Origin of the sequence: Sellimonas catena (genome assembly GCF_027924685.1) — a bacterium.
In the GTDB taxonomy this organism is placed as follows: Bacteria; Bacillota; Clostridia; order Lachnospirales; family Lachnospiraceae; genus Sellimonas; species Sellimonas catena.
This window is the reverse complement of sequence record NZ_BSBO01000032.1, coordinates 1-12,437: the sequence shown is the minus strand read 5'-3', so window position 1 is coordinate 12,437 and position 12,437 is coordinate 1. Positions and strand designations below refer to the sequence as shown.

The window sequence follows — 12,437 nt, the reverse complement described above, 5'->3', positions numbered from 1 at the left end:
TAGTTTTCTTTCTGCTATACTATTTCTATATTTAATTAAACGATATGAAAAGAAAGGAAGAACGTTTTATGCAGTCTTTTTCATTGGGCCAAAATCAGATTTCCATTTTACCTGGCAGACGACCGGACGCACCCGTTATTTATCTTCCTTCGGTTAAGGACGAAGGTGCCTGCATCTCCCGGTATCTGCTGGAATCCGGCTGTCCGGATCTTACACTTATTTCGATCAGTGATCTTTCCTGGAATCACGATATGGCACCCTGGGACTGTCCGGCTGTCTTTCCAAAAGGTGATCCTTTTACCGGAGGCGCTGACGCATACATCCACCAGCTGACAGAGCAGATTCTTCCTGAAGCAGAACGGCGGATCGGATCCGAACCAGTCTGGAGAGGAATCGCCGGCTATTCTCTTGCCGGGCTGTTCGCCATCTATACGCTCTATCACACAGATCTGTTTTCCAGAGCTGCCAGTATGTCCGGTTCTCTGTGGTTTCCCGGCTTCTCCGAATACATGGAATCCCATTCCTTGGCTGTTCGGCCGGACTGTATTTACCTTTCTCTCGGAAAAAAAGAGCACAAAACAAGAAATCCTCTCATGAAAACAGTCGCACATCATACGGAAAAGGCCTTCTCCTGGTTTCAGTCACAGAACATTCACGTAACCTTTGAATGGAATGAGGGCGGACATTTCGATCATCCTGACCAAAGGACAGCGGCGGGGATTCAATGGATCGTAGAACAGCATTGAATTCCATGCCAGATGGTGAAATATCCAAAAAACCGCTGGATGCCCCACACAAAGGCACCAGCGGGTTTTTTGCTTTTTCTGACTGTTTTTACATCAATCTGCGGAACAGATCTTTCAGATCTTCCACGCTTGCGTCTTTCGGGTTGCCAGGCGCGCAGGCATCTGCGTGAGCAGATTCTGCAAGGAAGTCCAGATCTTCTTCTTTTAATGCTTCCAGTTTTGTCGGGATTCCAACATCTACAGACAGCTGCTGAACGGCATCGATTGCTGCTTTCCGGTATTCTTCCACAGACATCTCGTCCACACCTTTGACGCCCATTGCTCTTGCAATTTCACGATACTTTTCTCCTGTGCTGTCAGCGTTGTATTCCATTACGATCGGCAGCATCATAGCGCATGCAACACCATGCGGAGTATCATAAACTGCTCCCAATGTATGTGCCATGGAATGAGCGATTCCAAGTCCTACATTGGAGAATCCCATACCGGCAATGTACTGGCCCAGTGCCATGCCTTCCCGGCCTTCTGCTTCTCCTGCCACTGCGCTCCGAAGGGATCTGCTGATGATTTCGATTGCCTTCAGATGGAACATATCGGTCATTTCCCAGGCTGCTTTTGTCGTATATCCTTCGATGGCATGTGTCAGAGCATCCATTCCTGTCGATGCTGTCAGTCCTTTCGGCATGGAAGACATCATGTCCGGATCCACAACTGCAACAATCGGCATGTCATGCGGGTCTACACAAACGAATTTTCTCTTTCTTTCCACATCCGTAATGACATAATTGATCGTCACTTCCGCTGCAGTTCCTGCTGTGGTCGGCACAGCAATAGTCGGCACACAAGGATTTTTCGTAGGTGCTGTTCCTTCCAGGCTTCTTACATCCTCAAATTCCGGATTGGCAATGATAATTCCGATAGCCTTTGCAGTGTCCATGGAGGAACCTCCACCGATCGCAATGATATATAGTCTGCCTTTGCTGCCTTAAATGCCTCAACTCCGTGCTGTACGTTCTCAATCGTTGGAAATCCCTGTCTCCATCTTCCATCGTATGTACTATCGCAAGGGTAGTATTCACTTCCTTATCATAAATCAAACCTTTGTCGGAGATGCCAATTCTTTTGATGGTATTCCCAAGCATTTTCCCAAAATAGTCGTCTCCGACCTTTCCTATAAAGGCAGTTTTATAACCCAACCCGGTCAGCATTGACAGCACATTACATGGTGCACCTCCTGGATTTGCTTCAAATACCGGATTCCCATTGGAGCTGTTCCCATTCTGGATGAAGTCAATCAACAGCTCGCCTAACGCAACAACATCATACATGCTTGCCCTCAACCTTTCTTTCCTGTATTTCCTTCACAATTTTGTTATATGCTTTCTTATTCAAACGATAGAAATACAAAACTATCGCCGTTACGATCCAGAGTATCCCCGGAACTGTTGTAAAAGAATGTTTAATAATGGATAATATCGCTGCATTCTGCTGCTGGTTTGCAACATATCCAAACATGCTCAAAACACCTGCAAGTACAGAAGTTCCAATCGCCATTCCGATTTTGTTTCCCAGTGAAATAAATGCATACTGAAATCCATCATTTCTGAGTCCGGTCTTCCATTCTCCATACTCCACACAATCCGGAACAATCGCATAGATCGCAGTATTAAAACCGGAAAAGAAAAATTGTGCCAGACAAGAAAATGTATAAAATGGAACAGGATTTTCTCCAACTGTAAAGAAGTACATACAGAACATACTAATTCCCGTCAACAGTGCAAAGATGGATGCAGAACGTCCTTTATTATTGGTAAGCCGAAATACCAGTGGAAAGCAGGCAGCACCAATAATAGATGGAAGAATAATAAACAAAGAATAGGTGCTAAATAACGCTTCGTTTCCCTCCACATAGGTAAAATAGTATAATGCATCCGCATTTCTTCCATAGAGTGTCACACCGAACAGAAATTGTCCTGCAAGAGCGATCATATATGGACGATTGTTTGTCACAGTCGCTAACTGAACCTTTATAGAAATTTTTTCTTTCTCCGGTACTTCCACCACTTCTTTTGTTTTTGCGAAGCAGAAAATATGACACGCTGCGAAAATACATCCATATAAAACAGCAATCAATAAATATCCCTTTTGATCATTTCCACCACCAAGCCTTCCAATAAGAGGAACCGTCACAATATTGATAATGCCAATCGCAATCATTGCACTGACAGATCGGAATGTATTGATTTTCGCCCGTTCTTCTATATTCTGTGTCATTGCTCCACACAGTGTCCCATAAGGAATATTCACGCACGTATAACCTAATACAAGAATACAATAAGTGATTGCCATATAGATGACCTTTGCAGTGGACGACCAATCCGGATGTGCCCAAAACGTCAAGATCAGTATCACGGCTGTCAATGGTGCCGCCACCAAAAGCCATGGTCTGTATCTTCCCCATTTCGTATGGGTTTTATCGCTTAATCCGCCAATAATCGGATCATTAATTGCATCCCAAAATCGTGAGAACAACATCAGACCTGCCACCGCTCCCATACTAATTTCAAAAATATCTGTATAGAATATCATCAGGAAATTTCCCACGAACATCCAGCTGAAATTGCATCCCACATCTCCCATACCGTATGCAATCTTACTGATCAGTGGTACTTTTACGTTTGTATCTTTCTGATTCATTACAATTCTCCTTTATCAATTACAAATACTGGCTGGCTCTACTTTTTCCTGATCCGGGCCGGTAATTGAAAAAATTTGTTTCCTTATTCTGTAATACGGATAACAGCCTTCACAATATCCGCTTTATTATTCACACTATAATCCATTGCTTTCTGTGCTTCGTCCAATCCAAATATATCCGTTACAATCCCCTTCAGATTTACTTTTCCTGCTGCAACCGCATCAATCGCCATTGGATAAATATGACGGTAACGGAATACGGTCTTAAAGGTCAGTTCTTTGTCCAGTGCAAGACTCATCGGAAGTGTCATCTCTCCACTCTTGCTATATCCCACAAGAACAATATTGGAGCCTTTTTTTGCCATATGAATTGCCTGCCTTGTTGTAATTTCCGTACCCGCTGTTTCAATTACCAGATCTACACCAGCTCCATCTGTCAGCTGCTTTACCCGTTCCAGTACATTTTCCTTTGCGCCATTAATAACTTCCGTCGCCCCCAGTTCCAATGCTTTTTCAAGCCGTTTCTCCATAATGTCCACCACATACACTTCCGACACTCCTCTTGCTTTCAATGCCATCATTGAAACAAGACCGATACAGCCTGCGCCCATGACAACAGCCCGCTGTCCAAGGTGTGCCTCTCCCTGAATCGCTGCATGGAACCCTACTGCCAATGGCTCAATCAAAGCACCTTCCAGCGTACTTACATTATCTGGAAGTTTGAAACACAGATCTGCTTCGTGAGCAACATATTCTTGAAATACGCCGTCTACAGGAGGTGTTGCAAAGAACACCACATCCGGGCACAGATTGTAACGTCCCGTTTTACAAAATTCACAGTGTCCACAGGTTTTTCCTGGTTCCAAAGCAACTCTGTCTCCAACCTTTAAATGCTTTACATTCTTACCAACTTCGACAACAGTTCCTCCCGGTTCATGACCCAGCACAAAAGGCGGATTTACCACATAGTCTCCAATGGCCCCTGTTTCATAATAATGCAGGTCACTTCCGCAGATACCCACATATTCCAGTTTTACCAATACCTCGTCATCTTTTGGATTTGGAATATCCCGCTCTTCAAATCCCATCTTTCCGATTCCCAGCATGACAGCAACTTTCATCTTTCCTTTCATTATTATTTCCTCCTTTTTATGTTACTTTATTTTATACTTAATTAAATAGTTTTATTATGTTTTTTACTTTATATCCTATTCCACTTTTTGTCAATAGTTCCTGGCAATCAAGTATTATTTCGTCATTATCTTCAAAAAGACATCTTACGTTTTAGTAAAACTGCATCAAAAAAAGAGACTCCTTTTCTGAAGTCTCCTGTAAAAGCACCTGCGTGCAGTTTATATCTGTTTTACAAAATTTTCAATTACTTCCAGTGCTGCTCCTAGCGCCGCTGCCCCAACCTTATATCTGCAGCTATTTACAAATTGTTGATCCTCTGTAAATGTATTCCGTTCCGATACTTTATTCCATAGATCCGGTAAATAAGGCTCTATATAGCTTCCCACATATCCTCCCAGAATAATATCACAATCAAGGAGCATCCGGATATTATTTAATGCCACAGCAAGATAGCCTGTATAGACATCCCATATATCTGCCACCTTTGGATCTTTCTTCTCCAATAGCTCAAAGAACTTTTCTAATTTTCCTCCTGCTGCATCTGACAAAATTGCCGCACTGCAATACGCATCCAGGCATCCTTTTTTCCCGCAATAGCATATCTTTCCATCCGGAATCACAGTCATGTGCCCGACTTCTCCGCAGCGAAAATGCTTGCCCTGTACGAGCCCATTATTATCAAAAATTGCCCCTCCAACTGTATTACTTAAAGACAAGTAGAAAAAACTCTCTCGTTCATCTGAACAAATTCCTTCCGCATAAGCTCCCGCATTCGCATCATTCACAAAACAACAGGGATAATCAAAAAAACTGCTTATGGAATCAAAAGGTATCATTTCTACCCCAAGGATATGCGAATACGTAATTAACTGTCTATCCAAATCAATGATTCCAGGAAAAGAAATTCCTATACCCAAAATTCTTTTACGGTCAGCATTGCTTTCATCCAGAAAACATTCCAGTTCCTCTTTCACCTTATGATAATAAGTCGGCTCATGGGCATACGGAAGATAAATACGCACATGCTTTAAAATCTCACCGGTAAGATTCGTAAGCACAAAGCTAATATGGTTTTTCGTAATATCTAATCCTACAGCCTGCCTTACATTTATCACAGTTGAGAGTGCCTTCGCACGTCTTCCTCCAGTAGACTGCAGTTCTCCGGTTTCTTCAATGAAGCCCTTCTCAATCAACTCTTTTGTGATCTGCGTCACAGTAGGAAGACTCATCTTCATATCATACGAGATTTCCGGATTAGAGGCAGTTCCACGCTTACAGATATACCTGAAAACACGATTTCTGTTTGCTTTCTTTACCTCCATATTTGTTGTCTGCTTTCTTTCCATGTTATATCACCCATACTTTATTAAAGTGTTTTCTTTAGTATAACATTCTGTCTTCCAGAAAGCAACTTTACCATACTGGCTTTCGTTTTTATTTATAAATTTGTTTTTCTGTCAGCATTCCTGTCCATCTATTTACAGTTTAAATAAGTCCGGAAAAACTGTTCCATTTTGTCAAATGGAATCGCATCCTTTCCGCCTCCATCGTACAGATCGGTATGCACCGCATCCGGAATAATCAGTAATTCCTTATTATCTGCATATGGATTCTCTTTGGCCATCGCAGCATAGGCATCACGGCTGAAGTAACAGGAATGCGCCTTCTCCCCATGCATCATCAGCACCGCGCTGCGGATTTCGTTGCTGTATTTCAGAATCGGCTGATTCAGAAACGACATACAGCCGATGACATTCCATCCTCCATTGGAATTTAAGGAGCGTTTGTGATAGCCGCGGTCTGTCTTATAATAATTGTGATAATCTGCCACGAAGAACGGCGCATCTTCCGGGAGCGGATCCACCACGCCGCCGCCCAGTGCGTAGCTTCCGTTTTTGTAGTCTACGATCCGTTGTGCATTCAGCGCCTCTTTCTTTGCATATCTGGCATCTGCAGAATCCTCTGCGTCAAAATATCCGTTTGCATTGACACGGGACATATCGTACATGGTAGACGTCACCGTCGCTTTGATCCGGGTATCCAGTGCCGCCGTGTTCAGCGCCATGCCGCCCCATCCGCAGATGCCGATGATACCGATTTTCTCCGGGTCTACGTTATCCTGTACAGAGAGAAAATCAACCGCTGCCTGAAAATCTTCCGTATTGATATCCGGGGAGGCCATGTACCTCGGTTCGCCCCCGCTTTCCCCGGTAAAAGAAGGATCAAATGCAATCGTAAGAAACCCTCTCTCTGCCATAGTCTGGGCATAGAGTCCTGCTGCCTGCTCCTTCACCGCTCCGAATGGTCCGCACACCGCAATGGCCGGCAGTTTTCCTTCACTCTCTTTTGGCTCATATAGATCCGCTGCCAGGGTAATCCCATACCGGTTGTGGAATGTCACCTTCCGGTGATTCACCTTTTCACTTTTCGGAAATATTTTATCCCATTCTTCCGTTAAATTCAGCTTTTGAGTATCAGTCATGTCCATTACCATCCTTTCATTCTGTCTTTATTATATCTTCTTGTTTTCCCTGTCGCTAATGGTTATAATTTATATCGTGATATAATTTTTTAGAATATCAGGAGGCAGAGATTGGAATGGAATTAAAAACATTAAACTACTTTCTTGCTGTTGCACGGGAAGAAAATATGACACGGGCCGCCGAGCAGCTTCACGTCACTCAGCCCACTCTTTCCAAACAGCTGAAAGCCCTGGAAGAGGAACTTGGAAAGAAACTTTTTACGAGACACAGTTTCAGCATTCAGCTCACCGAAGAAGGGATTCTGCTGCGGAAACGTGCGGAAGATCTTGTCAAAATGGCAGATAAAATCACAGAAGAATTTCATACTCTGGACGATATTCTGGGCGGCGATATTTATCTGGGTCTTGCAGAATCCTATCAGATCCGCCATCTTGCCGCTGTGATCCGTACCATGAAAACAACCTATCCCGCTCTTCATTATCATATTACCAGCGGTGATACCGAGCAGGTTACAGAAAAACTGGACAAAGGAATTATTGACTTTGCCGTACTGGCCCAGGAGCCCGATCCTGCCCGGTATCATTTTCTAAAATTTCCCGAACCGGATGTGTGGGGTCTTGTCATGCCTGCCGAATGTCCGCTGGCCGGAAAATCCGCTGTTACAGTCGATGATCTGGCCGGGCTCCCTCTGTTCTGCTCGGAACAGGGATGGAACCATGATATTGCCAGATGGTGCGGCAGTCGTATGGATGAGCTGCAACTGGAAGGCTCTTTCCGCCTTTCTTACAATGGCTCCATTTTCGTCCGGGAAGGACTGGGGTATCTCCTGACCTTTGACCACCTCATTGACACCCATCCGGACAGCGGACTTGTCTTTCGCCCGCTGAATCCGAAGCTCGAAACCAGTATCTACCTGATCTGGAAAAAATATCAGGTATTTACTCCGATTGCAGAACGGATGCTGGAAATGGTAAAAGAGCGGTTTACCGTCTGATCTCACTGATAATATTTTCGCGTATCATCTTCCGTGCCGGAATCATCACCGCCACAATGGCAAGCACCACATTCAACACCATGATTCCGGCCAAAACCATGTTCGGGACCGTGGAGGTTACATGTAAAAACTGTACGACATGTGCCATGTAGTAATCCATGACTCTACGGAAAATGTAATGATAACATACGAAGATCAATGCATCTGCCAGTAATCCATACAAAATACCTGTCTGCAGGATCATTTTGTAAAAGCCACTGTCCGTAATCCCCATGGCACGCATGATTCCGTATTCCTTTCTCCTTGCTAGAATGGTGTGATTCATACTGTTCATGATGTGGAACAGGCTGATGATGAGCAGAATCACGGCAATGCTGGAGAAGAAAATCTGCTGCTGGTTCAGATAATTCCTCTGTGTCTCAATCGCGGAAGTATAATCCTGCAATACTGCTTTTGGGACATCACGAATCGTCTGCAATAATTGATTACTTACGCTTGCCGTCTCTGCTCCTTCTGCCGGTGACGCATGGATAAAACTGTAATTCGTGATTCCGAAGTTTTCTTTCATCTGTTCATTTGTCATAATGATGCTTTGCGCATTTTCCCAGACTTCCGTATTCAAGAAATCCTGTTCCTGAGCCAGCGGTCTGCTTACAATGGCCGCGATGACAAATTCTTTTTCTATATAATTTTCTTCCTTGCTCTGAAATTTCAGCAGGTCATCTGTATACGCCTCTGGCTTTGGAACCCGCAGCGTAATCGTATCTCCCGGCTTTTTCCCGTAAAAATAGTAATTCCCCTGGCCATCCATATTGGCCGTCACAATCACCTGGTTTTCACTTTTTATGGTTTCCGGTGAAATTTCTCCCTCCAGAACATAATCACGAAGCTGTTCGATCATTGCCTCATGCGTCGTTCATCTTGACCGTTGACTGGCTCGGCTGGCTTTGCTATTACCTTGCGGTAAACGTAAATGGATATGATCGCAGTAATCACTTCCGTGATCCAAAACGCATTCCAGACGCCAACCGCTCCGAGAAACCTGCTGAGTAAAAACGCAGCCGGGATGATTACCACTACATACCGGCAAAGAGAAATCAGTAAGGAGGGCGTGCCTTTCCCCAGCCCCTCCAATGCGCCGGAAGAAGTAACAGAAACCGCCGAGACGATAAATCCGGCCCCGATGATGCGCAAGGCAGTTTCCCCGGCCTGGATCGTCGCTTCCGTGTGGGTAAACAGCCCTATCAGCTGGCCGGGGATCAGCAGACATATCGCGGTTCCAAGCACCATAATGATACCGCTCATGCACAAAACAATCTGATAAATCTGGCTGACTCGTTTGTGCTCCCCTGCACCGTAGTTATAGCCGATCAGGGGGCGCATCCCCTGCACAATGCCATTCGCCGGAAGATAGATGAAGGTCTGCAATTTGTAATAGATCCCCAAAACCAGAATATACACTTCGGAATAGGCAGCTAAAATCGCATTGAGCGCCGAAATCAAAAGAGACGGAAGTGCAAGATTCAGGGTTGCGGGAATGCCGATAGAATACAGCTTGATGACCATCTTTTTGCTGGGCAAAATGTACTGCCTGCGGATATGCACGCGAATTGGCCGCAAAAGATAGACTACAAGGTAAATCGCCAGTGTCAGAGCCTGTCCGATGCCGGTTGCCAGCGCAGCGCCTTCAATTCCCATTTCCGGGAATGGGCCATAGCCAAAAATCAGAACGGGGTCTAAGACGATATTTGTGATGCACCCGCACATCAGGCTGATCATGGTTGTCTTCATGTTTCCTACTGCCTGGAACAGTTTCTCAAACGCCATGCTGACGGTAACAATGAGCGTAAAGGCGAACGCAACGATAGAATAGCGGACGCCAAGTTCAATGACCGCTTCGGATGAAGTGAACATCCGCAGGAAAACCGGCATGATGGCGATACAGCAGACTGTCATAACAACGCCATGAATCACGGCAAGCACAAGTCCCTGCGTGGCGGCCTGATCCGTTTTTTCATGATCCCCCGCGCCCAGATAGAAGGCGATCACTGCATTGATCCCAACGCCAAATCCAATTCCGGCAGCATTGATAAAATTTTGAACCGGGTAAACCAACGATAATGCCGTCATAGCCTCCTCGCTGATCTGCGCGACGAAAAAACTGTCCACAATGTTGTAGAGGGAATTGACCAGCATGGATAACACCATAGGCAGGGACATGGATAAAATCAGCGGTAATACCGGCTTTTCTTTCATGAAAGTATCGTTCATAATTCCTCCTTCGCAGAATACGTTATGATTTTTTACGGTGATACCAGGCCATCATTATGAGAGCAACAAGCAAGGTGCCAGTTTCCGCGACAGGGAATGCAAGCCAGATTCCGTTCAGATGGAACAATTTGTCCAGACACCATAAGGATGGAACAAGGAAAAGCAGTTGCCTGCATAATTGAATTGCCATGCTGGAACCTACTTTTTCTGTGGCCTGAAAATAGGTGGAAATCATAGTAGAAAGACCGCAAAACAGATAGCTTGTCGCCATAATCCGCATAGCGGATATTCCAAAGGAGCGCATGGCTTCCGACGCCGTAAATAATCCCAAAATCTGCGCCGGAAAAAGGATGACAGCCAACGTTCCCAGTATCATCATGCCGGTGACCAAAGCAGTTCCGTATCGGAAAGCGGAATGCAGCCGTTCGCTGCTCCCCGCGCCATAGTTAAACCGCATGACAGGCAAACAGCCCTGGATCAAGCCGTTTACCGTCATAACGATCAACTGCTGCACCTTAAAATACGCGCCGAAGAAAGCGATTGCCGTATCGGAATACGCCACCAGAAACAGATTGACGAACGTCACCATAAACGAACTGAGGGCGTTCATAATAAAAGATGGCAGGCCAAAGGCAAAAATACGGCCGATCATCTGCTTTTGCAAATGAAAGCCTTCGATCTTTACCTTCACCTTCTGCTTTTTCCCCAGCAGCAGAGCCAACGCCAAAATCATGGACAGCAAATAGCCCGCGACAGTAGCCACTGCAGAGCCAAGGATTCCCATAGCCGGGAAAATGCCAATGCCAAAAATCAGAATGGGGTTGAGCACAAAGTTAACAACGACTCCTGCAATCTGGAACCACATGGGAGCAACCATATTTCCGGTGGCCTGTATCATTTTCTGGATTGCGATATGCACCATATTTGGTATTTGCATAAACGAACATACGCTCATATAGGCGATACTCAACTGATAGATTTCTTCATTACTGGTAAATGCCCAAAAGTAGGGCCTCATAATCAATAACGCAAAGAGATTAAGTAACGCACCGATTCCAAATGCCAGCAGCAAACCGTGCGTGACAACCGTATCCGCATTGTCCTGTTCCTTCTTTCCCAGATATCCGGCAATCAGCACATTCACACCAACGCCAATCCAGATAGAAGCCGCATTCATCAGAGTGGTAATGGGAAATGACAGAGAAACAGCCGTCAGTGCATTCTCACTCAACTGCGCCACAAATGCGCTGTCTATCAGGTTATAGGAATATTGCAGGAACATGGAGATCAGCGGCGGTATCGACATTTGCCAGATGAGCTTTCCAACAGGGGCGACCGCCATTTTATTATTGGTCTGCATACTTTCCCTCCTCTCCACAAAGTGTCCGGCGCAAAAACATTGCGCCGGACAGCAGGACATTCAATCCGAACAATATAGTTTTGTTTGCGTGCTGCGGGCTGACCGGCTTCCTTAGCTGGATAACCCAATGCAATCGCTCCGACGCCACGCAAGGTTTCCGGCAGCTTCCACTCCCGCAGGAGAGCCTTACCGCTTTCACTGTCGAAAATCTCACGTTCCCGATGTACCCATACGGTTCCCAGCCCAAGAGCATGGGCGGCGAGCATCATATTTTCAAGGACGCAGCTTCCATCCTCTACAAAGGTGTTTGCGGAGCCATCTGCCAGAACCAAAATCACGACAGGCGCGCCATAATAAGGGTCTGTATTGTTCCCCATCACTTCTGCGTTTAACCTGGCGATTTCCTGCCGGTATTTGGGGTCTGTGATTGCAATGATGGTAGGGGATTGACGTCCTCCGCCGGTAGGTGCATAAGTCCCGGCTTCCAGTACAGCGTCCAACGCCTCGGAAGGGACAGGTTGCGGTTTGTAAGCCCGTACACTACGGCGCGTCTTGATCAGAGATAAGAAGTTGTTTTCCATAAAAAATCATCCTCCATTCTGTCAACATTTCCGAGATGCAGGCAATAAAAAAGTGTCTTCGACACTTCAGCCCCCTAGCCCCCATTCATGGGGGAATTGGGGGTTTCTTTTTATGTGTTTTTCCTGCATAATAGACTTATGAATATATTACAAACCATTTTTAAAGACCAT

10 protein-coding genes and 2 pseudogenes are annotated in these 12,437 nt (G+C 45.4%); 2 read left to right on the top strand and 10 right to left on the bottom strand.

Annotated features, from left to right (window positions below):
• Positions 1-68 precede the first annotated feature (68 nt).
• On the top strand, positions 69-746 hold the full coding sequence (locus Selli1_RS14010) for an alpha/beta hydrolase (RefSeq protein WP_087252818.1): 678 nt from the start codon (positions 69-71) through the stop codon (positions 744-746).
• Between the two features lie 88 nt (positions 747-834).
• Here the strand turns inward: Selli1_RS14010 and fucO are convergent.
• From fucO to Selli1_RS13980, 6 genes and pseudogenes are all read right to left on the bottom strand, one after another.
• Positions 835-1,772 (bottom strand): annotated as a pseudogene (gene fucO / locus Selli1_RS14005) (lactaldehyde reductase); the annotation flags it as partial.
• A 26-nt stretch (positions 1,773-1,798) separates the two neighbouring features.
• Positions 1,799-2,074 (bottom strand): annotated as a pseudogene (locus Selli1_RS14000) (PfkB family carbohydrate kinase); the annotation flags it as partial.
• Positions 2,067-3,443: an MFS transporter gene (locus tag Selli1_RS13995; protein ID WP_281873521.1), complete on the bottom strand. Its 1,377-nt coding sequence runs from the start codon at positions 3,441-3,443 to the stop codon at positions 2,067-2,069. The pseudogene Selli1_RS14000 and the gene Selli1_RS13995, both read right to left, overlap by 8 nt.
• Before the next feature lie 83 nt (positions 3,444-3,526).
• Positions 3,527-4,576: an NAD(P)-dependent alcohol dehydrogenase gene (locus tag Selli1_RS13990; protein ID WP_138372486.1), complete on the bottom strand. Its 1,050-nt coding sequence runs from the start codon at positions 4,574-4,576 to the stop codon at positions 3,527-3,529.
• A 219-nt stretch (positions 4,577-4,795) separates the two neighbouring features.
• Positions 4,796-5,923 (bottom strand): ROK family transcriptional regulator, encoded by a 1,128-nt coding sequence (locus Selli1_RS13985; RefSeq protein WP_281873518.1) that lies wholly within the window; start codon positions 5,921-5,923, stop codon positions 4,796-4,798.
• Positions 5,924-6,051: 128 nt separating this feature from the next.
• Complete coding sequence (locus Selli1_RS13980) at positions 6,052-7,059, bottom strand: alpha/beta hydrolase (protein ID WP_281873517.1); 1,008 nt, start codon at positions 7,057-7,059, stop codon at positions 6,052-6,054.
• Positions 7,060-7,175: 116 nt separating this feature from the next.
• Between Selli1_RS13980 and Selli1_RS13975 the strand changes: the two genes are divergently transcribed.
• Positions 7,176-8,054 carry a LysR family transcriptional regulator gene (locus tag Selli1_RS13975; RefSeq protein ID WP_281873514.1) on the top strand — a complete coding sequence of 293 codons (879 nt, stop codon included), beginning with the start codon at positions 7,176-7,178 and terminating at the stop codon, positions 8,052-8,054.
• Here Selli1_RS13975 and Selli1_RS13970 read toward each other — a convergent pair.
• The 4 genes from Selli1_RS13970 to Selli1_RS13955 are packed head-to-tail and all read right to left on the bottom strand — an operon-like array spanning position 8,044 to position 12,266.
• A complete protein-coding gene (locus Selli1_RS13970; protein WP_281873512.1) occupies positions 8,044-8,955 on the bottom strand; it encodes an ABC transporter permease in 912 nt (303 codons plus the stop codon). The two genes, Selli1_RS13975 and Selli1_RS13970, sit on opposite strands and share 11 nt — an antisense overlap.
• The gene (locus tag Selli1_RS13965; protein WP_281873510.1) at positions 8,952-10,325 is read right to left on the bottom strand and encodes an MATE family efflux transporter; all 1,374 of its coding nucleotides are present in this window, start codon (positions 10,323-10,325) and stop codon (positions 8,952-8,954) included. The genes Selli1_RS13970 and Selli1_RS13965 overlap by 4 nt, the downstream gene beginning before the upstream one ends.
• Positions 10,326-10,347: 22 nt before the next feature.
• The gene (locus tag Selli1_RS13960; RefSeq protein ID WP_281873508.1) at positions 10,348-11,685 is read right to left on the bottom strand and encodes an MATE family efflux transporter; all 1,338 of its coding nucleotides are present in this window, start codon (positions 11,683-11,685) and stop codon (positions 10,348-10,350) included.
• Positions 11,613-12,266, bottom strand: a complete 654-nt coding sequence (locus tag Selli1_RS13955; protein WP_281873506.1) for a nitroreductase — start codon at positions 12,264-12,266, stop codon at positions 11,613-11,615. Before Selli1_RS13955 ends, Selli1_RS13960 begins: the two co-directional genes overlap by 73 nt.
• Between the last annotated feature and the right edge of the window lie 171 nt (positions 12,267-12,437).

Bases quoted from the DNA above. Each gene is read 5' to 3' on its own strand.
- Selli1_RS13975 (WP_281873514.1), top strand. From the start codon at position 7,176: ATGGAATTAAAAACATTAAACTACTTTCTTGCTGTTGCACGGGAAGAA.
- Selli1_RS13960 (WP_281873508.1), bottom strand. From the start codon at position 11,685: ATGCAGACCAATAATAAAATGGCGGTCGCCCCTGTTGGAAAGCTCATC.
- Selli1_RS13990 (WP_138372486.1), bottom strand. From the start codon at position 4,576: ATGAAAGGAAAGATGAAAGTTGCTGTCATGCTGGGAATCGGAAAGATG.
- Selli1_RS14010 (WP_087252818.1), top strand. From the start codon at position 69: ATGCAGTCTTTTTCATTGGGCCAAAATCAGATTTCCATTTTACCTGGC.
- Selli1_RS13995 (WP_281873521.1), bottom strand. From the start codon at position 3,443: ATGAATCAGAAAGATACAAACGTAAAAGTACCACTGATCAGTAAGATT.
- Selli1_RS13955 (WP_281873506.1), bottom strand. From the start codon at position 12,266: ATGGAAAACAACTTCTTATCTCTGATCAAGACGCGCCGTAGTGTACGG.
- Selli1_RS13970 (WP_281873512.1), bottom strand. From the start codon at position 8,955: ATGATCGAACAGCTTCGTGATTATGTTCTGGAGGGAGAAATTTCACCG.
- Selli1_RS13965 (WP_281873510.1), bottom strand. From the start codon at position 10,325: ATGAACGATACTTTCATGAAAGAAAAGCCGGTATTACCGCTGATTTTA.
- Selli1_RS13985 (WP_281873518.1), bottom strand. From the start codon at position 5,923: ATGGAAAGAAAGCAGACAACAAATATGGAGGTAAAGAAAGCAAACAGA.
- Selli1_RS13980 (WP_281873517.1), bottom strand. From the start codon at position 7,059: ATGACTGATACTCAAAAGCTGAATTTAACGGAAGAATGGGATAAAATA.